At 71.6% G+C, this 21,983-nt stretch carries 15 protein-coding genes; 4 read left to right on the top strand and 11 right to left on the bottom strand.

The window, feature by feature from the left end:
- Positions 1 to 172: 172 nt before the first annotated feature.
- Together htpX and BL253_RS15790 are read right to left on the bottom strand one after the other, a co-directional pair.
- Positions 173 to 1,039 (bottom strand): zinc metalloprotease HtpX, encoded by an 867-nt coding sequence (gene htpX / locus BL253_RS15795; protein WP_076817649.1) that lies wholly within the window; start codon positions 1,037 to 1,039, stop codon positions 173 to 175.
- Positions 1,040 to 1,266: 227 nt separating this feature from the next.
- The gene (locus BL253_RS15790; RefSeq protein ID WP_081438353.1) at positions 1,267 to 2,340 is read right to left on the bottom strand and encodes a Rossmann-like and DUF2520 domain-containing protein; all 1,074 of its coding nucleotides are present in this window, start codon (positions 2,338 to 2,340) and stop codon (positions 1,267 to 1,269) included.
- Positions 2,341 to 3,027: 687 nt separating this feature from the next.
- On the opposite strand from BL253_RS15790, the gene BL253_RS15785 reads away from it, so the two are divergent.
- The 4 genes from BL253_RS15785 (at position 3,028) to BL253_RS15770 (ending at position 10,014) form a co-directional block, all read left to right on the top strand.
- Complete coding sequence (locus tag BL253_RS15785; RefSeq protein WP_076817648.1) at positions 3,028 to 4,914, top strand: 2-oxoacid:acceptor oxidoreductase subunit alpha; 1,887 nt, start codon at positions 3,028 to 3,030, stop codon at positions 4,912 to 4,914.
- Complete coding sequence (locus BL253_RS15780) at positions 4,911 to 5,984, top strand: 2-oxoacid:ferredoxin oxidoreductase subunit beta (protein WP_076817646.1); 1,074 nt, start codon at positions 4,911 to 4,913, stop codon at positions 5,982 to 5,984. Before BL253_RS15785 ends, BL253_RS15780 begins: the two co-directional genes overlap by 4 nt.
- 265 nt (positions 5,985 to 6,249) lie before the next feature.
- Positions 6,250 to 8,148 carry a hypothetical protein gene (locus tag BL253_RS15775; protein ID WP_076817644.1) on the top strand — a complete coding sequence of 633 codons (1,899 nt, stop codon included), beginning with the start codon at positions 6,250 to 6,252 and terminating at the stop codon, positions 8,146 to 8,148.
- A gap of 282 nt (positions 8,149 to 8,430) precedes the next feature.
- Complete coding sequence (locus BL253_RS15770; RefSeq protein WP_131831499.1) at positions 8,431 to 10,014, top strand: hypothetical protein; 1,584 nt, start codon at positions 8,431 to 8,433, stop codon at positions 10,012 to 10,014.
- Between the two features lie 84 nt (positions 10,015 to 10,098).
- Here BL253_RS15770 and BL253_RS15765 read toward each other — a convergent pair whose 3' ends face one another.
- The 9 genes from BL253_RS15765 to BL253_RS15725 all read right to left on the bottom strand — a co-directional run bounded on the left by BL253_RS15765 (position 10,099) and on the right by BL253_RS15725 (position 21,980).
- Positions 10,099 to 11,100 carry a polyprenyl synthetase family protein gene (locus tag BL253_RS15765; protein WP_076817641.1) on the bottom strand — a complete coding sequence of 334 codons (1,002 nt, stop codon included), beginning with the start codon at positions 11,098 to 11,100 and terminating at the stop codon, positions 10,099 to 10,101.
- Positions 11,101 to 11,107: 7 nt separating this feature from the next.
- Complete coding sequence (gene nuoN / locus BL253_RS15760; protein ID WP_076817639.1) at positions 11,108 to 12,694, bottom strand: NADH-quinone oxidoreductase subunit NuoN; 1,587 nt, start codon at positions 12,692 to 12,694, stop codon at positions 11,108 to 11,110.
- Positions 12,691 to 14,253: an NADH-quinone oxidoreductase subunit M gene (locus BL253_RS15755; RefSeq protein WP_076817637.1), complete on the bottom strand. Its 1,563-nt coding sequence runs from the start codon at positions 14,251 to 14,253 to the stop codon at positions 12,691 to 12,693. Before BL253_RS15755 ends, nuoN begins: the two co-directional genes overlap by 4 nt.
- A gap of 1 nt (position 14,254) precedes the next feature.
- Positions 14,255 to 16,228: an NADH-quinone oxidoreductase subunit L gene (nuoL, locus tag BL253_RS15750; RefSeq protein WP_076817635.1), complete on the bottom strand. Its 1,974-nt coding sequence runs from the start codon at positions 16,226 to 16,228 to the stop codon at positions 14,255 to 14,257.
- A gap of 151 nt (positions 16,229 to 16,379) precedes the next feature.
- Entirely contained in the window at positions 16,380 to 16,679 is a 300-nt protein-coding gene (nuoK, locus tag BL253_RS15745) for an NADH-quinone oxidoreductase subunit NuoK (RefSeq protein WP_076817633.1), read from the bottom strand.
- On the bottom strand, positions 16,676 to 17,551 hold the full coding sequence (locus tag BL253_RS15740; protein ID WP_076817632.1) for an NADH-quinone oxidoreductase subunit J: 876 nt from the start codon (positions 17,549 to 17,551) through the stop codon (positions 16,676 to 16,678). The genes nuoK and BL253_RS15740 overlap by 4 nt, the downstream gene beginning before the upstream one ends.
- Positions 17,551 to 18,108, bottom strand: a complete 558-nt coding sequence (gene nuoI, locus BL253_RS15735) for an NADH-quinone oxidoreductase subunit NuoI (RefSeq protein WP_007514766.1) — start codon at positions 18,106 to 18,108, stop codon at positions 17,551 to 17,553. The genes BL253_RS15740 and nuoI overlap by 1 nt, the downstream gene beginning before the upstream one ends.
- A 3-nt stretch (positions 18,109 to 18,111) precedes the next feature.
- The gene (gene nuoH / locus BL253_RS15730) at positions 18,112 to 19,437 is read right to left on the bottom strand and encodes an NADH-quinone oxidoreductase subunit NuoH (protein WP_076817630.1); all 1,326 of its coding nucleotides are present in this window, start codon (positions 19,435 to 19,437) and stop codon (positions 18,112 to 18,114) included.
- A complete protein-coding gene (locus BL253_RS15725; protein ID WP_076817628.1) occupies positions 19,434 to 21,980 on the bottom strand; it encodes an NADH-quinone oxidoreductase subunit G in 2,547 nt (848 codons plus the stop codon). Before BL253_RS15725 ends, nuoH begins: the two co-directional genes overlap by 4 nt.
- Positions 21,981 to 21,983 lie beyond the last annotated feature (3 nt).

Here is a 21,983-nt window from a genome sequence, read left to right as displayed (position 1 = left end):
CCATCGCCGCCCAGCCCCTCCAAGATCACTTCCGTCAAGCGGCGACGCCGCGGCGCCGACGCGGACGGGTGCGGGTGCGGGTGCGGGTGCGGGTGCGGGCCACGACCCGCGCCGACGCACCGCGGCACCGCACGGCACCGGCACCGGCCGGACGACCAGACGACCGGCGAAATCAGCGGTAAGGGTTCAGCCGGGCCATCTCTTCGAGGCGGGCGATGCGCTGGTCCATCGGGGGATGGGTGGAGAAGAGCTGGACGACCCCGCCGGCCCGGAACGGGTTAGCGATCATCAGCGAGGAGACCGGAGCCAGGCGGGAGCTCTGGGCGAGCGGGCGGGCGGCGGTGCCGGCCTCCAGCTTGCGCAGGGCGCTCGCGAGGCCGAGTGGGTCGCCGGTCAGCGTCGCGCCGGACTCGTCGGCCTTGTACTCCCTGGCGCGGCTGATGGCCAGCTGGATGATCGTCGCGGCGACGGGGCCGAGAATGATCAGGAGCAGCAGCTCGAACATGCCGGGGCCGTCCTCGTTGCGCCCGCCGCCGAAGATCGCCGCGAACTGGGCGAAGTTGGCGAGGTAGACGATCACGCTGGCGAGCGCGCCGGCGACCGAGGCGATGAGGATGTCCCGGTTGTAGACGTGGCTGAGCTCGTGGCCGAGGACGCCGCGCAGCTCGCGGTCGTCCATCAGCTCCATGATCCCCTCGGTGCAGCACACCGCCGCGTTCTTCGGGTTGCGGCCGGTGGCGAAGGCGTTGGGTGCGCTGGTGGGGCTCAGGTACAGGCGCGGCATCGGCATACGAGCGCGCGTCGCGAGATCACGGACGATGGCGTAGAGGCGTGGTTGCTCGACCTGGCTCACCGGATACGACCGCATCGCGCGCAACGCGAGCTTGTCCGAATAGAAGTACGAGAAACCGTTCATCAGGACCGCGAGGACGAGCGCGATGATCAGCCCGTTCCGGCCGAAGATGGATCCCACCGCCAGGATCGCGGCCGACAGCAYTCCGAGCAGCAACGCGGTCTTGAGACCGTTGAGGTGAGACATGGCGTCCCGTTGTCCTGTCGTATTAGAAGGTTGCACCCAGCTCAACGCCAGAGGTGTCGCGAGGCGTTCCCATCCAGGTCCGTAACGTCGGCAACGCCCGGCTTGCGTGGCCGTCTCCGCGGGTCGACCAGCGGCCTTGGTGCCCCGACCATCCCCGGGCAGCACGGCTCTGAACCCTCCGTCCGGCTCGGGTCACGGTTCGCCGGAGGCGTTCGAGACGTCTGAGGTCAGACGTCGGAGGCATCAGGAAACGGACGGTCAGTCGTCGGACGGTCAGTCGTCGGACGGTCAGTCGTCGGACGGTCAGTCGTCGGACGGTCAGTCGTCGGAGGGTCAGCGGAGTCCGACGGGCCGGAGGCTTCGAGCGTGGCATGGAGGCTCGTGGCCGCGCGAGTAGAGAGCAGGCCCGCGGCCTCCAGTCGCCCGGCCGCGAGACGGGAGAGCGCGCGGTAGGCGGGGACGACGGCGGGGTCCGCCGCCCGCAGCGCCTCCAGGTGGGCGGCGACCGTACCGGCGTCGCCGCGGCGCACCGGTCCGGTGGTGGCGGCATCGCCGTCGCGCAGCGCGTTGTCGAGCGACACCCGCAGCAGCGGTGCGAGCGCCGCGCGCGCGTCGGTCACACCCGCCGCGGCCAGCAGGTCGGCGCTCGCGCCGGCGAGCGCCGCCAGGTAGTTCGCTCCGAACACGATCGCCGCGTGGTAGAGGGTGCGCGCCTCGTCCGCCACCTCGACGAACCGGCCGCCCACGTCCGCGACCAGCCGGCGGGCGATGGGTGTGGCCGCCGGGTCGGCGGTGACGCCGAAGGTGGTGGAGCGCAGATGAGCGGCGTCCGCGGCCGGGTCGAGGCCGGCCAGGCTCATGATCGGGTGGACCGCCGCGCGGGCGGCGCCGCGGGCCGCGACCGGGGCGAGCGGGGCGAGCCCATGCCGTCCGCTCAGGTGAACGACGACGCCGCCTACCCGCGGGCCCGCCGGCTCGGCGGCGGCGGCGAGTTCGGCGGCGACCGGCGCGATCGCGTCATCGGAGACCGCGAGCACCAGAACGTCGACGCGGGCGGCGAGCTCCGCCGCGGCCAGCGGCCGCGCGCCGGGAAGGCAGCGTCGGGCGCGGTCGGCCGACGCGCTCGAGCGCGTGTTCACCCCGACAAGGCGATGCCCCGCGCTGGCCAGCGCGACGGCGAACGCCGCGCCCGCGCGGCCGAAGCCGACGAACCCGACGTCCAGGGAACCGCCTCCGGTCCGGCCGGCCACGCCCGGACCGACGGGAGCCGGGCCAGCCGAGTCGGAGATGTCCGCGTCCACCCGCCGATTCTCCGCCGCCCGTCCGCGCTTGTTCGGGATAGGGATACGGCGAGGCCGGGCACAGCGCCAGCGTGCGTGGCACCAATGGCGCCGTGGCTGGCGCGCCGGCAGCGCCAAAGCCGGGTCGTGCCCGGCCAAGCGCCGAACGGGTGGCGGTCGATCGGACGGGGGACGTTGTCGTCCGGCGATGCGTCATCACCCTGCCCGGGTGAGGCCGCGCCTTTCGGCCACCCGGACCGCCACCAGCGGCATGGGGGTCAGCGCCTCGGCACCGCCAGCCAGAAGCGAGACGAATCACACACTGTGGGCGAAGTCATCGGATGAAGCGCGTAGCGACCCGTCGGAATGGCGTTCTCCCCGGCAGTGTCGGAAGTGGCCGAGGAGAGTCGACCGGTGACAAATACCCGACATCGGCGGCAATCAAGGAGCCGACGTGCGCAATTTCGCCGGTAGGGATGCCAGCTTGGCCAACCCGGCTACCAGCCGGGACGCCGCTACCGCCCGGCAACCCGCAAGCAACACGACAGGCAGAGATGTCTCCAACACGGAGCGTGATAGGACTACGGACGAGCTGGTGCCACCTCGACCTGCTGGACGGCTCGCCCCCTGGCGGCACAGGCGCCGCTATGCGCGCGCCCAAATAGGCCGACAGGTAGGCTGGGCCCGTACCTGAGGAGGTTACTGAAGGTGTCTGAGCAGGTCCGCGAGCAGGCCCGGGAGCGGGAGACCCGCCGGCTCGACCGGGTCGYCGTGCGGTTCGCCGGCGACTCCGGCGATGGCATGCAGCTCACCGGCGAGCAGTTCACGAGCGAGACGGCGACATTCGGAAACGACCTGTCGACGCTCCCTGACTTTCCCGCCGAGATCCGCGCCCCAGCCGGTAGCCCGGCCGGTGTGTCCGGTTTCCAGCTGCATTTCTCCGACCACGACATCCTGACGCCCGGCGACGCGCCGGATGTCCTGGTGGCGATGAACCCGGCCGCTTTGAAGGCCTATCTGAAAGACCTCCCGGCGGGTGCCGACCTCATTGTGAACACCGACGCCTTCACAGGTGGAAACCTGAAGAAGGCGGGCTACGCGGCGGACCCGCTGACCGATGGCACGGTGGACAAGTACCGCGTCCACAAGGTCCCGCTGACCTCGATGACCATCAACGCGGTGAACGCCGCCGAGGGCGTCGCCGGCGCGGTGAACAAGAAGGAAGCCGAGCGGGCGAAGAACATGTTCGCCCTGGGCCTGATGAGCTGGCTGTACCACCGGCCGACCACGGGCACCGAGGAGTTTCTCCGGCAGAAGTTCGCGAAGCGCCCGGAGATCGCCGAGGCGAACGTCGCGGCCTTCCGCGCCGGCTTCAACTACGGCGAGACGACTGAGTCCTTCTCGGTTACCTACGAGGTAGCGCCGGCCCGGATGAAGGCGGGCACCTACCGCCGCGTCTCCGGCAACCTGGCTCTGTCCTACGGCCTGGTCGCCGCCGGTGAGCTCACCGGCCTGCCGGTGTTTCTCGGCAGCTACCCGATCACCCCGGCGTCCGACATCCTGCACGAGCTGTCGAAGCACAAGCAGTTCGGCGTCCGCACCTTCCAGGCGGAGGACGAGATCGCCGGCATCGGCGCGGCGCTCGGCGCCTCGTTCGGCGGCTCGCTCGGCGTGACCACCACGTCCGGCCCGGGTGTGGCGCTCAAGAGCGAGACGATCGGCCTCGCCGTCAGCCTCGAGCTCCCGCTGGTGATCGTCGACATCCAGCGCGGCGGCCCCTCCACGGGTCTGCCGACCAAGACGGAGCAGTCCGACCTGATGCAGGCGATGTTCGGCCGTAACGGCGAGGCGCCGGTGCCGATCATCGCCCCGCGGTCGCCGTCGGACTGCTTCGACGCCGCGATCGAGGCGGCCCGGATCGCGACCAAGTACCGCACCCCGGTGTTCATCCTTTCCGACGGCTACCTGGCCAACGGCTCCGAGCCGTGGCTCCTGCCGACCAGGGACCAGCTGCCGGAGATCCCGATCCAGCTCACGACCGAGCCGAACCACGACGGCGACTTCTGGCCGTACCTGCGTGACCCGCAGACGCTGGCCCGCCCGTGGGCGGTGCCGGGCACGCCGGGTCTCGAGCATCGGATCGGCGGCCTGGAGAAGGCGGACGGCTCGGGCACGATCTCGTACGACGCGAACAACCACGACCAGATGGTCCGGCTCCGCCAGGCGAAGATCGACGGCATCGCCGCCGACATCCCGCCGCTGGAGGTCGACGACGCGTCCGGCTCGGCCCGCGTGCTCGTGCTCGGCTGGGGCTCGACGTACGGCCCGATCGCCGCGGCCGTCCGCCGGGTACGCGCCAAGGGCCTGCAGGTGGCCCAGGCGCACCTGCGCCACCTCAACCCCTTCCCCGCCAACACCGGCGAGGTGCTGCGGTCCTACGACCGGGTGCTGGTGCCTGAGATGAACCTCGGTCAGCTGCGCACCCTGGTCCGGGCCGAGTTCCTGGTCGACGCGATCGGCTACAACCAGGTCCGAGGCCTCCCGTTCAAGGCGGCGGAGCTCGCGGGCGTTCTGGAGGATGTGATCAACCAGTGACCATCACCACCAACGGCAAGGTCGGCGGTGACCGGGTAACCAACCGGCTGCTCGACCTGGTCCCGGCTGCCCCGGGCAAGCAGACCCGCAAGGACTTCGCCTCGGACCAGGAGGTCCGCTGGTGCCCCGGCTGCGGTGACTACGCCATCCTCTCGACCGTGCAGGGCTTCCTGCCGGAGCTGGGGGTAGCTCGCGAGAACATCGTCTTCATCTCGGGCATCGGCTGCTCGTCGCGCTTCCCGTACTACCTGCAGACCTACGGCATGCACTCGATCCACGGCCGCGCGCCGGCGATCGCGACGGGCCTCGCCACCTCGCGGCCCGACCTGTCGGTGTGGGTCATCACCGGCGACGGCGACTCGCTGTCGATCGGCGGGAACCACCTGCTGCACGCGCTGCGCCGGAACGTGAACATCAAGATCCTGATGTTCAACAACCGGATCTACGGCCTGACCAAGGGCCAGTACTCCCCGACCTCCGAGATCGGGAAGATCACGAAGTCGACGCCGCACGGCTCGCTGGACCGGCCGTACAACCCGACGTCGCTGACGCTCGGCGCGGAGGCGACCTTCGTCGCCCGCTCCATCGACTCGGACCGCCAGCACCTCACCTCGGTGCTGCGGGCGGCCGCGGAGCACCCCGGCGCGGCCTTCGTGGAGATCTTCCAGAACTGCAACATCTTCAACGACGGCGCCTTCGAGACCATGAAGGACCGGGACACCCGCGACGACGTGACGCTGCGCCTGGAGCACGGCCAGCCGCTCGCCTTCGGGGCCGACGGAAGCAAGGCRATCCGTCGGGGTGCCGACGGGGGCCTGGAGGTCGGCGCCGCCGGCGACGCGGGCGTGCTCATCCACGACGCGCACGCCGTCGACCCGAGCCAGCAGTTCGCCCTGTCCCGGCTGACCGGTGACACCCACGGTGTCACCCCGATCGGCGTCTTCCGCGACGTCGACGTGCCCAGCTACGACGAGGAGCTCAACGCCCAGATCAATCGGGCGAAGCAGCGCCAGGGTGACGGCAACCTGATGTCCCTGGTCGCGGGCAAGGAGACCTGGACGATCTCCTGATCCCAGGCTGACCGACGTCGACGGAGTCGGCCCCGGTCGCTGGACAGCGATCTCCCGATGGCCGGGGCGGCACACCAGCCGCCCCGGCCATCGTCGTCTCGGGTTCTACCGACTCGTCCGGCAACGGTCAGGCCACGAACTCTGTGCGCAACTCACCCGCCGCGGGAGAGTCGCGGGTCTCCGGTGGAACTATGGTCAGTGACAGGTCCGTTCCATTCGCGAACGGCGGTACGACCGGCCCAGGGACGCGGAGGCGCTACCGGCGATGGATGGCAACCCGGCCCGGTCTGGCGGCGAAGCCGACGGCTGGGGCACAGCCGCCGGCCCGGACGGCGCCGCGCCCGTCCCGGACGACGTCTCTCCGTGGCCGCGGACCGGTGAGTTCACGTTCTCGTACCAGCCCCCGCCCACCGACTTCGGCGGCGGCTTCCTCCCCAGCGAGACGAGCGCCATCCCGCTGGGCCCGCTGTACATGCAGACGCCGTACCGCGACCCGGTCGACGACGTCTCTCCCCCGCCGCCGCCCGCCTATCGGGGGCAGGCATACAGCCAGGCAGGCCACCCGTCACCGCCGTACCCGGCCGCGCCCGCCGATGACGCCGCCCGTCACGAGCCGGTGCCCTCGCCCTGGCTCGAGCAGCCCGAGCCCTGGCCGTCGGCTCCCCCGGAGCGGTCAGGCTGGCCGCAGCACGGCGACACCTGGACGTATCCCGCCCCCGGCCAGGGCCAGGCGTCGGTGCCCGCCGACACCTCCGCCGACTACGGCATCCCTCCGCCGGCGCCCTATGGCCAGTGGGGGTACGACCAGCCCGACCAGGGGGCGGCACCGCCCGGTCCGGGAAGCTGGTTCGCTCCCGCCGACACCGACATTGACACCGGCACCGGCACCGGCACCGGCACCGGCACGATCCCGATCGGCCCGCCCCACGAGCAGGGGCCGCCGCACACGTCGCACCAGTACCCGACCGGCGCGTTCGCCGGGCCACCCTCCCAGCCCTCCGGGCCCTACCAGGACCAGTTCGCTCCGGGCGCCTACKGGCAGGACGCGTACGGGCAGAGCCCGTACGGGCAGAGCCCGCCCTACACCGGCCAGCCGGACCCGGGGCAGCCTCACCAGGTCGCCGGCTACCAGCTCGAGTTCTACGCCTACCAGCGAACGATCTACCAGCAGCCGCCCGGAGTCACGGGAGGGACACCGTTCCCGGGCGCGGCGGATCCCGCGACGCAGACAGGCGCGTTTCCGATCTACTACGCGCCGCCGCCGACCGACTTCGGCGGCGGCGGGTTCGCGGCTACGGACACCAGCGCCATCCCGATCATGCCGGCGGCGCCCGCCTGGTCCGACAGCCGCCTGTCGCCGGCTCCCACCGCGCCGGACCTGACCCGGCCTGACCTGATGCCGCCGGACCCGGCGCCGCCCGGCGCGCCGTGGCCCTATCCGGCGTGGCCGGCGGAGGCGGGCGATCCGTGGCCAGCGACGGCGGCCGCGGCTCCGGAGGTCACGACGGCCTTCCCGGCGGGGACCTGGACTGACGGCTCGTCGCCCTACGACTCGCCCTACGGCTCGCCGCCCTATCACCCGGCGGGCGACGACTCGCCGGCCGACGATCCCGCGGGGGACGACTCGCCGGCCAGCGGGACGGCGGCGGAGCAGCCCGCGGCGGCGAACGGCGAGCCGGCCAAGGCCGCCGCCGTCAGGTCGGCCAGATCCGGCGGCCGCCGGGCCAGGCGGCGTCGCCGCCGGGCCGTGCTGCTCGTGGTCTGCTGCCTTGTCGCCGCCGCGATCGCGGGAACCCTCTCGTTGCGGCTGGCCTCGACCGGCGACGATCAGGGCGGCAAGGACACGCTGGCGGCCGGTGCGCTGGCTCCTGGCACCGCGCAGCCGCGCGCGACGAAGACCTACCCCTTCCCGGTGATCCCCCTGACCCAGCGCGGCGCCACCGGCGCGCCGAGCCCTTCGGCGGTCCGGCCCCTCCCGCCGGGTGGCGCCTTCGGCCAGGCCGTCGGCGCCCCCGTCCTCCCGCTTGCCGCGGGCGCGACGCCCAGTGTCGGGAAGCCACCCGCTCCGGCGGAGGGCGCCGCTCCGACGGCGACCGTGACGCCGGCGGCGCGCGGCAACTGGCCGCCAGCGCCACCGGCTCCGTTCCCGGTCCCGGGGGCCTGACGTCCACTCACCGTTCATTGGGCGTCAGTTGTGTATCGGGCTGGTCGCCGATGGCGATACCCCGGTGCGCGAACGTGACGGATGTCCGATACTGTGTGAGTGCGCGTGGGGGTGCGTGCGGTGTCGCCCGGGGGGGTCCACACCGAACCAAAGCCGGAGGCTCCGTGCATCGCCGTAACAGGCACAGTCGTGACTGGCACAGGCACTACTTCCGTCACCACGGGAACGCGGTCGGGCGCCAACTGGTGCTGGTCGACGCGCTGACGCCCGCTGGAGCGCGACGTGGTTAGCTACGTGGCCGGCCAGCAGGGCTGGACCGATACCCAGGACGCCCCACCGGCCGAAGAACCCTCGGGCTGGCCGTATACCCGCGGCCGGGCCTTCGCCCCTCCGCCGGCCTTCTTGGCACCGCCTCCGGCGCGCCCACCGGTGCTGCCGCCCGGCGAGCTCGACACGGTGACCGGTCCGATCTCCCTGAGCGCCTCCGCGCGCCGGGACCGCGCCGCCGAACGGCAGGGCGGCGGCTACGGGTACGGCTACGAGGGCTACTCGGGCCACGCGGACTCCGCTGGCCAGGGCCACCTCGACTATTCGCGCGGCGACGGCTACCCGGAGGCCTACGGCTACCCGGACGACGGCGGCGGTGACGCCGTCGACGGCCCGTACGCATACGTGGACGACACCGACTACACGGACGACGCCGACTACACGGTCCTCGAGGACGAGCCGTTGTACGGCGTCCCGATCGTTCCGATGGGCACGACGTTCGTCGCCGCCACTCCCGCCGCCTTCTCGTCACGGGGCATCGACACCGGTGGCCTCGCCACCGGAGCCGGCCGTGAGGCGCGTTCCACCGGCAGGCGGGCCTCGCCGGGCGGTGGCGGTACCCGGGCCAGGGGTGAGAAGCCCGAGGGAGGGCAGCGGGCGCCGGGAGCGCACCGGGCGCCCCTCGGACGGCCTGGCAGCGCCAGGGCGAAGCTCGCCATCGCCAGCACGGCCTCGCTCGCCGGCCTTTCCGCGCTCGTCGGCAGCGCGGTGCTCGCCACGGACACCGGCCCGCTGATCATTCCGCCCGGGCCCGGCGCCGGAACGGCGGCGGGCCAGTTCCCAGCCGTCCAGACCTCGGGATCCGACGCGGACACGTCGGCGGCGAGCGCCTCGTCGCCGATCACGCCTGGTCTGACTCCCCAGGTCCCGGTGGTGCCTCTGGTGCCCCGCCAGCCGGGCTCCGGCGGGCAGCAGCCGTCGGACGACGGTGGCGGCCTCGTCGACGCCGCGGGCGCGTACAACCCTCTGGTCGACTCCTACGCCCCGGCGTACGCCCCCTCCGTCGACAGCTCGGTGGATTCCCCGTACCCGACGAACGGCCTCAGCGGCGGCGAGATCCCGGTCATTCCGCTCGCCCCGCGGGACGGGTCCGCGGCCGACCCGACGACCGGTGCCCCGGCCGCCGCGGCGGACCAGCCGGCGACCGGCAGCCCGGTGTTCAACTGGTTCGGGATCGGCGACCTGCCGGGGACCGACACCACCACGCCGCCCCCGGCGCCCACGGACACGCCGGAGCAGGGCGAGGCGACGACTCCCCCGCCGGACGCCACCGCGGACCCCAGCGCCGACCCGACCGCGGCGGCGCCGGGTGACACGGCGCAGCCGCAGGGGACGGACCAGGCCCCCCCGGCCAGCGAGCAGGCCGCGGCGGCCGACCCGACCGCGACCGGCTCAGGGACCCCTTCCGACGCGACCGCCTCGACGACGTCCGCCCCCGCGGACCCGATCACGGTGACGGACCCCGATCCCGAGCCCGACCCCGACCCGCTCGAGAACGCCGACTGGTTCACCAAGGCGACGATCGGCTGGTACTCCTAGGCCTGGCAGGTTCCAGAAAAAAGAACGGCCCCGTACCCGCCTCGGCGGGTACGGGGCCGTTCTCATGCCAGCCCCGGTCGGGCGTCAACCCGTACGGGCGACGACGAAGTCGGCGAGGCTCTCGAGGGCGGTCTTGGCCGAACCCTCCGGGAGCGGAGCCAGGCAGTCGCGCGCGCTTGACGCCCACGAGTTCAGCTGGGCCCGGGCCTCGTCCATCCCGGGGTGGGAGCGCAGGATCTCGATCGCCTCGCCGAGCGCCGCGTCGGAGGCGAAGCCCGCGGCCAGCAGCTCGCGCAGCCGGTCCGCGCCCGCGTCCTGGCCGCGCAGGGCGTACAGCATCGGCAGCGTGCGGACGCCGGCCCGCAGATCGGTGCCGGGAGTCTTGCCGGAGGCCGCGGTCTCCGAGGCGACGTCGATGATGTCGTCGGAGAGCTGGAAGCCGACGCCGATGCGCTCCCCGAAGGTGGCGAGGATGTCGGCCGTCACCGGGTCGGCACCGGCCATCATCGCGCCGAGGCGGCCGGACGCGGCGATCAGCGACGCGGTCTTGCCGGTGACGACCCGAAGGTAGTGCTCGACGGGGTCGTCGTCCGGCATCGGCCCGACGGTCTCGCGGATCTGGCCCTCGCACAGCGTCGCGATCGTCTGGGCGAGGATCCTCGTCGCCTCCGGGCCGAGATCCGCGGTGATCTCCGAGGCGCGGGCGAACAGGTAGTCCCCGACGAGGATCGCCACCGTGTTCGTCCACCGGGCGTTGGCGGACGCGGCCCCGCGTCGGAGCGGGGCCTCGTCCATCACGTCGTCGTGGTACAGCGTCGACAGGTGGGTCAGCTCGATGGCGGCCGCGGCCTGGATCACCTCCGGCGCGGCCGGGTCGGCGAACTGCGCCGCGAGCAGCACCACCATCGGGCGGAAGCGTTTCCCGCCCGCGTCGGTGAGATGTCGCGACGCTTCCGTGACGAACGTGAACTCACTGCGGACCGCGTCGCGCAGCAGTCGCTCGACGTCCGTGAGGCCCGCTCGCACGGCGGATTCGAGATCAGGGTCCGCCCTGATCCCCATGGTGTCCAGCCCGGTTCTGCTCATACCGCCATCAGCGTACGAAGCCTGAGGCCGCCGCGTGACTCGCGAGGTCCAACAAAGGCTGCGGAGCCACACCGAGAAGCAGTGTGACGAGCGCGCCGACGCCCACGGTGGCGTAGGTGAGGCTGGGCCGGGTGACCACGACCGGGCCGTCGACGGGCGGGTCGGAGAAGAACATCAGCACGATCACCCGCACGTAGAAGAACGCGGCGATCGCGCTGCACACCAGCGCGATGACGACCAGCGGGGTGGCGTCGCCCTCGATGGCCGACTGGAACACCGCGAACTTGCCGGTGAAGCCGCTGGTGAGCGGGATGCCCGCCAGCGCGAGCAGCAGGAAGGCGAAGATGCCCGCGAGCCACGGCGAGGTGCGTCCGAGGCCCTGCCACTGGGACAGGTCGCTGGCCTCGCCGTCGCCGGTGCGCACCAGGGAGACGACGGCGAACGCGGCGATCGTCGTGAAGCCATAGGTCACCAGGTAGAACATCGAGCCGGACAGGCCGTCGGTGTTCGCGCTCGCCAGGCCGACGAGCAGGAAGCCGGCGTGCGCGATGGCCGAGTAGGCCAGCATCCGCTTGATGTCGCGCTGGGTCAGGGCCARCACGGCGCCGATGGCCATGGTGAGGATCGCCACGCCCCAGATCACCGGCCGCCAGTCCCACCGCAGGCCGCCGAAGGCGACGTAGAAGACCCGCAGCAGCCCGCCGAACGCGGCGACCTTGGTGGCGGCGGCCATGAAGGCGGTGACCGGCGTCGGCGAGCCCTGGTAGACGTCCGGCGTCCAGGAGTGGAACGGCGCCGCGCCGATCTTGAAGAAGAAGCCGACGGCGAGCAGGCCCATCCCGAGGTAGAGGTAGGTGTCGTTCCCGCTCGCGTTGCCGGCGGCGTCCGCGATGGCGCCGAGGCGCACCGTGCCGGCGTAGCCGTAGATCATCGCCAGGCCGTACAGGAAGAACGCCGACGAGAACGCGCCGAGCAGGAAGTACTTCAGCGCCGCCTCCTGCGAGAGGAGCCGCCGGCGGCGGGCGAGCCCGGCCAGCAGGTAGAGCGGCAGCGAGAGGATCTCCAGCGCGACGAACATCACCAGCAGGTTGTTCGCCGCGACGAACATCAGCATTCCGGAGACCGAGAAGGCCAGCAGCGGGTAGGCCTCGGTCTGGACCTCCTTGGAGGTCTGCATCGCGGTCGACCCGGCCGAGCCGGGCGTGACGGACGCGGCGGCGACGATGGCGCCGCCTGAGGAGTCCAGCCGGCGCTCGGCGACCAGCAGCACCGCGAACAGCCCGAACAGCAGGATCGTGCCCTCGAGGAACAGCGTCGGGCCGTCGATGGCGAGCGCGCCGGACACCAGCGTGGACCGGCGGGAGTGCAGCGCCACGACGGCGATGAACGCCGCGGCGAAGCCCAGGAAGGCGAGCACCGGCTGGATCCGCCGGCGGGCCGCCGACGCCGCGAACGCCTCGACCAGAATGCCGGCGAACGCGAGCCCGAGCACGATCAGCAGCGGGCTGATCGAGGAGTACTCGACGTGCGGCGTCTGGATGGGCGCGACGGTCGTCGCCGACGACGCGGCGAGGACGACGGGAGCGGCGCTCACGAGTGGCCTCCGGTGGTGGTCACGCCGGCTACCGGGACAGTCGGCGCCGGGTCATGGTGCCCGACATCGGTGAACGTGGCCGTGACCRTCGGGCGGATGATGTCGATCAGAGGCTTCGGGTAGACGCCGAGCGCGACGATGAGCGCGACCACCGGGGCGACCACCAGCTTCTCCCGCATGGACAGGTCGGCGACGAGCTTGTTCTCCTCGTGCACGATCGGCCCGGTCATCGTCCGCTTGTACAGGTGCAGCACGTAGATGGCGGCCAGCACGATGCCGCAGGTCGCGACGATCGCCAGCGCCTTGTACTCGGTGAACGTGCCGACCAGGACCAGGAACTCGGAGACGAAGCTGTTCAGGCCGGGCAGCGCCAGTGACGAGAGCCCGGCGATGAGGAACACGCCCGCGAKCAGCGGGGTGACCTTCGCCATGCCGCCGTAGGCGTCGATGTCCCGGCTGCCGCGGCGGGCGACCAGGAAGCCGACCACGAAGAACAGCAGGCCGGTGGAGAGGCCGTGGTTGACCATGTAGAGCACCGCGCCGGTGCCCGCCTGCGAGGTGAAGGCGAAGCAGCCGAGCGCGATGAAGCCGAAGTGCGCGAGCGAGGTGTAGGAGACCAGCCGCTTCATGTCACGCTGCCCGATCGCGAGCAGCGCGCCGTAGAAGATGCCGATCACCGCGAGCGCGAGCACCAGCGGGGCGAAGTAGTCGGCCGCGTCCGGGAACAGCGGGATGCAGTAGCGGATCAGGCCGAAGGTGCCGATCTTGTCCAGCACGCCGACGAGCAGCACCGCGCCGCCGGTGGGCGACTGGGCGCCCGCGTCCGGCAGCCAGGTGTGGAACGGGAACAGCGGCGCCTTGATGGCGAACGCGATGAAGAAGCCGAGGAACAGCCACTTCTGCGTGCCCTCGTCGATGTGCATCTGGCGCAGCGCGGCGAAGTCGAACGTGCCGTGGCCGAGCTGGTGCACCGAGACCACGTAGAGGCCGATGACCGCCGCGAGCATCAGCAGGCCGCCGAACAGGCTGTACAGCAGGAACTTGACCGCCGCGTACGAACGCTGCGTCTGCTCCTTCGGCGCCCCGTAGCTCCCGATGATGAAGTACATCGGGATGAGGATCGCCTCGAAGAAGACGTAGAACAGGAACACGTCGGTGGCCGCGAAGACGCCGACCATGCCGGCCTGCAGCGCGAGCAGCAGCGAGAAGAACGCCCCGACGCCGCGCTTGCCCTGCTCGGACTCGTGCCAGGACGCCAGCACCACGACCGGCATCAGGACCGAGGCCAGCAGGATCAGCACGATCGAGATGCCGTCCGCGCCGACCGAGTAGGACACGCCGAACTGCTTGATCCAGTCGTATCGCTGGGCGAACTGGAAGCCGGCCTTGTCGGGCTCGTAGGCGATGGTCGCCAGGATCGCGAGCACCAGCTCGACGAGCGTGAGGACCAGGGTGGCCTGCTTCGCGAGCCGGCTCGCGCTCTTGGGCAGCAGCGCGACCAGGATCGCGCCCGCGGCCGGGATGACCAGCAGGATCGTCAGCCAGGGAACGGTATGCACGTCAGCCCGCCCTCACCAACAGCAGGGCACCGACCACGAGGATCGTGCCTCCCAACATCGATAGTGCGTAGGTGCGGACGTAGCCGGTCTGGGTGCGCCGCAGCCGGCCGGACAGGCCACCGATGGCCGCCGCGGTCCCGCCGACCAGGCCATCGATGATGATCTTGTCGAACCAGACCAGGAAGCGGACCAGGTAGTTGCCCGGGATCATGAACGCGGCCTCGTTGAAGGTGTTCGCGTACAGGTCGTGGCGGGCGGCGACGGTCAGCGGGCTGACCGCGGCGTCGGGCTTCGCCACCGCGTCCACCGGGCGCAGCTGGTAGCGCAGGACGGCGCCGGCGAGACCGCCGGCGACGACGACGAGGGTGAGCAGCGTGAGCACCGTCGGCGAGATCACGTGGTCGGCCTCGCCGTGCTCGCCGACGACGGGCGCCAGCCAGTCCTGCAGGGTGCCGCCGAGGATGAACAGGCCGCCGGCGGCGACGGAGCCGACCGCCAGCAGGATCATCGGGCCGGTCATCGTGGCGGGCGACTCGTGCGGGTGCTTGGCGTCCTCGCCCTCGTGCTCCCAGCGCGCCTTGCCGTGGAAGGTCATCAGGAACAGCCGCGTCATGTAGAAGGCGGTGATCCCGGCGCCGAGCAGCGCGACGATCCCGAGGATGTAGCCGGACGTCCCGCCCTTGTCGAACGCCGTCTCGATGATCTTGTCCTTGGTGAAGAACCCGGAGAACGGCGGGCAGCCGATGATGGCCAGGTAGCCGAGCCCGAACGTCACCCAGGTGACCTTCATGTACTTCCACAGGCCGCCGTACCTGCGCATGTCCTGCTCGTCGTCCATCGCGTGGATGACCGAGCCGGAGCCGAGGAACAGGCCCGCCTTGAAGAAGCCGTGCGCGAGCAGGTGGGCGATGCCCAGGGCGTAGCCGGCCGGCCCGAGCCCGACGGCCAGGAACATGTAGCCGATCTGGCTGACCGTCGAGTAGGCGAGCACCTTCTTGATGTCGTCGTAAGCGCAGCCGATCACGCACCCGATGAGGATGGTGACGGCGCCGATGATGGCGACGACCGTGYGGGCGTCCTGCGTCTCGTTGAAGACCGGCGCCGCCCGGGCGATCAGGTAGACGCCGGCGGTGACCATCGTCGCCGCGTGGATGAGCGCGGAGATCGGGGTCGGGCCCTCCATGGCGTCCGGGAGCCAGGCCTGCAGCGGGAACTGGCCGGACTTGCCGCAGGCGCCGAGCAGGAGCAGCAGCGCGATCGCGGTGATGGTGCCCTGGCCGATGGCGCCGCCGGCGGCCGCGGTGAAGACGTGGTCGTAGTTCGTCGAGCCGAGCGTGCCGAACATGAACATGATGGCGATCGCGAGGCCCACGTCGCCGACGCGGTTCATGTAGAAGGCCTTGTTCGCCGCGGTGGCGGCGGCCGGCTTGTACTCCCAGAACTTGATGAGCAGGAAGCTCGAGAGGCCGACGAGCTCCCARCCGGCGTAGAGCGCCAGGAAGTTGTTCCCCAGCACCAGCAGCAGCATGGAGGCGAGGAACAGGTTCATGTAGGCGAAGAACTTCCGCCGGCCGGGATCGTGCGCCATGTAGCCGATCGAGTAGATGTGGATCAGCGTGCCCACACCGGTGATCAGCAGGACGAAGACGACCGAGAGCTGGTCGACGAGCAGGCCGGCGTCGACCTGGAAGCCGTTGACCGGGATCCAGGAGAACAGGTGCTGGGAGACGGCACGGTCGGAGCCGTCCCTGCCGACCAGGGTGAAGAAGATGACCAGACCGACGACGAAGCTCGCCAGCGCCGCGAGCGTGCCGAGCACGTGGCCGAACCGGTCGGTGCGCTTCCCGCCCAGCAGCAGCACGGCGGCGCCGGCCAGCGGCAGCGCGATCAGCAGCCACGTCAGGGAGAACGCGCCACTGGCCGCGGCGTAGTGGACGGCGCCTCCCTCGGCGCCCGCGGCAACCGCCGGCGTCATCGCGGACCGGTCCCGAGGTGCGACGGCGTCGCGCCGTCAAGGCCTTCCAGCTTCACTGCAGTTCGTCCGTTCTTCGCTTAGCCGGCAGCGCGCGCGCATGTCGCGCGGGGCCGCGTCGGCCTCGTCCGGATCACTTGTGGGCTTTGGCCCTCTAGTACTTGAGCAGGTTCACGTCGTCGATCGACGCCGACTTGCGCGTTCGGAAGATCGTCAGAATGATCGCGAGCCCGATGACCACCTCGGCGGCGGCCACCACCATCACGAAGAACGCGATGACCTGGCCCTCGAGGTTGCCCTGTATCCGGGAGAAGGTGACCAGCGACAGGTTCACCGCGTTGAGCATCAGCTCGACGCACATGAACACGACGATCGCGTTGCGCCTGACCAGGACCCCGACCGCGCCGATCGCGAACAGCAGCCCGGACAGCACCAGGTAGTTCCCCGGGTTCACAGCCCGCTCCCCTTCCCGGCGCCGACCGGCGCCGCGCCTCCAGCCGCGCCCGGCCCCGTGGCGTCCACCGGGCCGGACGGGTCGTTGCCACCGCCCGCGTCGTCATCGCCGCCACGACCACCCGGCGCACCGTCACCAGGCCCCAGCTCGGACGGCGCGCCGCCGACCAGGCCGCTCGAGCCGCCGGGCAGCGCCGGCAGCTGGTCGACCGAGTCGGTGCGCGCGTACACGCCGGGGCCAGGCATCGGGGTGAGCACGGCGCCGCTCTCGATCCGCCGGCGCAAGGTCTCCCGCTGCGACGGCCTCGGCCCGGTCCGCTCGCGGTGGCTGAGGATCATCGYGCCCACGGCCGCGACGACCAGCAGCGCGGACACCGCCTCGAAGGCGAACACGTAGTCGGTGAACAACAGCCGGGCGATCGCGTGGATGTTGCCGCCGCCGGCCTTGTTCACGTCCGCGACGCCCGCGGCCGGCTGGCCCTTGATGACCTTCCCGAGGGGGAAGACCAGCAGGCCGGCGAACCCGAGGCCGAGCACGGCCGCCGCCAGCCGCTGCCCGCGCAACGTCTCGACGAGGGACTCGGTGGAGTCGACGCCGATCAGCATCAGCACGAACAGGAACAGGACCATGATCGCGCCCGTGTAGACCACGATCTGCACGAAGCCGAGGAACGGCGCGTCCTGCAGCAGATAACAGACCGCCACGCAGAACAGGTTGGCGACCAGCAGCAGGGCGCCGTGCACGGCGTTCTTGGCGAGCACCATGCCCAGGGCGCCGAGTACCGCGATCGGAGCGATGATCCAGAAGGTCAGCGCCTCGCCACCCGAGGTGCTGGTGATCGGCGCCGCCGCGGCGAGAAGGTGCGGGGTCATCAGTGCTCCGAACCGGACCCGCCGTCGCGCGCCAGCTCCTGGAAGGCGGGCAACGGTGTGTTCGGGTCCCAGCGGTAGTAGTCGGTCTCGCTGTCACCGAGGTACATCGGGTGGGGCGCTGCTTCCATCCCCTCCCGCAGCGGCGCGAGCAGCTGCTCCTTGGTGAAGATCAGGTCGTTCCGGCTGTCGTCGGCGAGCTCGTACTCGTTCGTCATGGTCAGCGCCCTGGTCGGGCACGCCTCGATGCACAGCCCGCACATGATGCAGCGCAGGTAGTTGATCTGGTAGACCTTGCCGTACCGCTCACCCGGCGAGAAACGCTCCTCGTCGGTGTTGTCGGCGCCCTCGACGTAGATCGCGTCCGCCGGGCAGGCCCACGCGCACAGCTCGCAGCCGACGCACTTCTCCAGCCCGTCCGGATGCCGGTTGAGCTGGTGACGGCCGTGGAAGCGCGGCGCCGTCTCCTTCTTCTCCTCCGGGTACGACTCCGTGACCGGCTTGCGGAACATGTTGCCGAAGGTGAGGCCGAAGCCCTTGAAAAAATCGAAGGAGCCCATGGTTCAGCTCTCCTGACGCTGGCGCGGGCCAGCCGGCATGACGATGGGTGAAGCGGCGGAGTTCGCGGCGCCCGTCTCGGCGGGCGGGGGCCACGGGATGCGTTCGAGGCTCGGCGGGCCGAGGTCGTCCTCGTCGTCGTCCTCGTCGATCTCGCCTCGCCGGCCACCGAACGCGAACTCGGCGACGACGAACAGACCGAGGATGACGGCCACGGCGATCAGCCAGGGACGCAGGCCCGAGGAGTTGTTGTCCCGCATGGTCCGCAGCGCCGCGATGAACAGCACCCAGACCAGGCCGACCGGGATGAGGATCTTCCAGCCGAAGCTCATGAACTGGTCGTAGCGCAGCCGGGGCAGCGTGCCGCGCAGCCAGACGAAGAAGAACATCACGATCAGCAGCTTGAGGATGAACCAGATCAGCGGGACCCAGCCGTGGTCGAGCCCCGACAGCCCCGGAATGGGCGGGGGCTGCCAGCCGCCGAGGAACAGCGTCGTCATGACCGCAGAGACGGTGACCAGGTTGACGTACTCGGCGAGGTAGAAGAACGCGAACTTGATCGAGCTGTACTCGGTGAGGAAGCCACCGACCAGCTCGCCCTCGGCCTCGGGGAGGTCGAACGGCGTCCGGTTCGTCTCGCCGACCATCGAGATCATGTAGATCACGAACGACGGGAACAGCCCGATGTACCACCAGTCGTGCTGGCTCTCGACGATGCCCGAGGTCGACAGCGTCCCGGAGTACATGAACACGGCGACGAACGCCAGGCCCATCGCGATCTCGTAGGAGATGATCTGCGCGGCCGAGCGCAGCGACCCGAGCAGCGGGTACGTCGACCCGCTGGACCAGCCGGACAGGATCAGCCCGTACACCCCGAGCGACGCCGCCGACAGCAGGTAGAGCACGCCGACCGGCAGGTCCGCGAGCTGCAGCACCGTGTGGTGGCCGAAGATCGAGACCTCGGGCCCGAACGGGATGACCGCGAACGCGATCAGCGCCGGGATGACGGACACCAGCGGCGCGAGGAGGAACACCGGCTTGTCGGCCAGCGCCGGGATGATGTCCTCCTTCAGCATCAGCTTGACGCCGTCGTAGAGGCTCTGCAGCCAGCCCTTCGGCCCGTGCCGGTTCGGGCCGAGCCGCACCTGCATGCGGGCGACGACCTTGCGCTCGAACACGATGCCGAACAGCGTCATGATCATAAGGAAGGCGAAGACCGCCACGCCCTTGATCAGGATCAGCCAGAAGGGGTCAGAGCCGAACCTGGTCAGGTCCGGGTCGGCGCCGGTGCTGCCCGCGGCGAGCAGCACGGTGGAAACCGAGCCGCTCATGCTCCGCCTCCGGCAGTGATGGTGCTTCCGGTTGTGGTCGCCGCCGGCGCCGCGGGCGCGGGCACCATCCCCGGCGCCGCCGCCCGGGCGACCGTGATCTTCACGATGCCGCCGGTGGACCCGGCCAGCGCCCGGCGGACGTGCGAGCCGGGTGAGTGGGTCGGCACCCAGACCACCCGGTCGGGCATGACGGCGATCTCCACCGGGAGTGTCACCGATCCCCGCTCGGTGCTGACGGTCAGCAGGCCACCGTCGGCCACGCCCGCCTCCGCGGCGGTCGCCGCCGACAGCAGCGCCGCGGCCGGGCGGGCGGTGCCGGCGAGGTAGGGCTCGCCGGCCTGCAGCGCGCCGTCGTCGATGAGCTGGTGCCAGCTCGCGAGCACGGCCGTACCGGCCGGCGGGATGACCGGCGCCACGGCCGACGCGGCGGGCGCGGGCACCCGGGCGACCTCGGCGCCGGCCCGGCCAAGCGCGGAGAGCTCGCGGGCCGCGGCGCCGACGTCCCCGACGCCGAGGTCGATGCCCATCTTGGCGGCCAGCAGGTGCAGCACCCGCAGGTCCGGCAGCGCCTGGGTCTCCAGCGCGCGCTGGAACGGGCGCAGCCGCCCCTCCCAGTCGACGAACGAGCCGGCCTTCTCCGCGGCCGGGGCGACCGGGAACACCACGTCGGCCACCTCGGTGACCGCCGAACGGCGGATCTCCAGCGAGACCAAAAACGGCACACTCGCGAGCGTCCGGAGCGCCGCCGCCGGGTCCGGCAGGTCCTCGACGTCGACACCGGCGACGACCAGGCCGTCGAGCCCGGCGTTCTCGAGGGCGGCGGCGGCGAGGATCTCGGCGGTGCTCCGGCCGGGCGCGCCGGGAACCGGGGCCCCCCAGACGGCCTCGACCTCGGCGCGCGCCGCCGGGTCGGCGACCGGGCGGCCACCGGGAAGCAGCGACGGGAAGGCACCGGCGGCGAGCGCGCCGCGCTCGCCCGCCCGGCGCGGCACCCAGCCGAGCCGGGCACCGGTCGCCTCGGCCAGGCGCAGCGCCGCGGTCAGCGTGCCGGGCGCCTCGACGGCCCGCTCGCCGACCAGGATCACCGCGCCGGGAGCGCGCAGCGCCTCGGAGACGCTCGCCGCGAGCTCACCGTCCGGGCCTGGCCGGCCGCCGGCGAGGCCGGCGAGCAGGTCGGCCTCGCCGCCCGGCACCACCGGCAGCAGGGTGCCGGCGAGCTTGCCGAGCGCGCGGGTCGCGACCGGGCCGACGGCGTAGACGGCCGTGCCGTGCTTCTTGGCCGCCTTGCGCAGCCGCAGGAAGACGATCGGCGACTCCTCCTCCGGCTCGAAGGCGACGAGCAGGACGGCGGGGGCGGCCTCCAGGTCGGCGTAGCTCACGCCGATGCCGGTGCCGGCGACCGCGTGCCCGAGGAACGCCTCCTCCTCGGCCGAGTGCGGCCGGGCCCGGAAGTCGATGTCGTTGGTGCGCAGCGCCAGCCGGGCGAACTTCGCGTAGGCGTAGGCGTCCTCGCGGGTGAGCCGGCCGCCGGCCAGCACCCCGACGCCGTAGCGGTCGCGAGTCTCGGCGAGGCCCTGCGCGGCGTACTCGAGCGCCTCGCTCCAGCTCGCCTCGACCAGCTCGCCGGTCTCGTCATCCCGGATGAGCGGGGTGGTGAGCCGGTCGGCCTGGCGGGCGTAGGTGAACGCGAACCGGCCCTTGTCGCAGTTCCACTCCTCGTTCACCGCGCCGTCGTCGCCGGCGAGGCGGCRCATCACCGTGCCGCGCCGGTGGTCGGTGCGCAGCGAGCAGCCCGACGCGCAGTGCTCGCACGCCGTCGGCGTGGAGACCAGGTCGAACGGGCGGGAGCGGAACCGGTAGGCGGCGCTGGTGAGCGCGCCGACCGGGCAGATCTGCACCGTGTTACCGGAGAAGTAGGACGCGAACGGCTCGTCGCTCGCGACCGCGACCTGCTCGGCGGCGCCCCGCTCGAACAGCTCGATGAACGGGTCACCGGCGATCTGCTCGGAGAACCGGGTGCAGCGGGCACAGAGCACGCAGCGCTCCCGGTCGAGCAGGATCTCCGAGGAGATGGCGAGCGGCTTCGGGTAGGTCCGCTTCTCCTCCTTGAACCTGGACTCGCTGCCACCGTTGGCCATCGCCTGGTTCTGCAGCGGGCACTCGCCGCCCTTGTCGCAGACCGGGCAGTCCAGCGGGTGGTTGAGAAGCAGGAACTCCATCGTCCCGGCCTGCGCCTTCTCGGCGACCGGGGAGGTCAGCTGCGTCCTGACCACCATGTCGGCGGCCACGGTCGTCGTGCAGGAGGCGACCGGCTTGCGCTGGCCTTCCACCTCGACGATGCACTGCCGGCAGGCACCCACCGGGTCGAGCAGCGGGTGGTCGCAGAAGCGCGGGACCTCGATGCCCAGCAGCTCGGCGGCCCGGATGATCAGCGTGCCCTTGGGGACGCTGACCGGCAGCCCGTCGATGGTCAGCGTGACGTGGCCCGGCGGCGGGGCGGGAGGCCCGCCCGGTCCGGCCGCGGCGTCCGCGGTGACAGTCATATT

It is taken from the genome of Pseudofrankia asymbiotica (genome assembly GCF_001983105.1).
Lineage (GTDB): Bacteria > Actinomycetota > Actinomycetes > Frankiales > Frankiaceae > Pseudofrankia > Pseudofrankia asymbiotica.
Note: the sequence above shows the minus strand (reverse complement) of the source record. Positions and strands in the feature narration are given on the sequence as shown.

Coding starts and splice junctions, on each gene's coding strand:
- BL253_RS15765 (WP_076817641.1), bottom strand. CDS start 11,100: ATGAGCAGAACCGGGCTGGACACCATGGGGATCAGGGCGGACCCTGAT.
- nuoI (WP_007514766.1), bottom strand. CDS start 18,108: ATGGGCTCCTTCGATTTTTTCAAGGGCTTCGGCCTCACCTTCGGCAAC.
- nuoH (WP_076817630.1), bottom strand. CDS start 19,437: ATGAGCGGCTCGGTTTCCACCGTGCTGCTCGCCGCGGGCAGCACCGGC.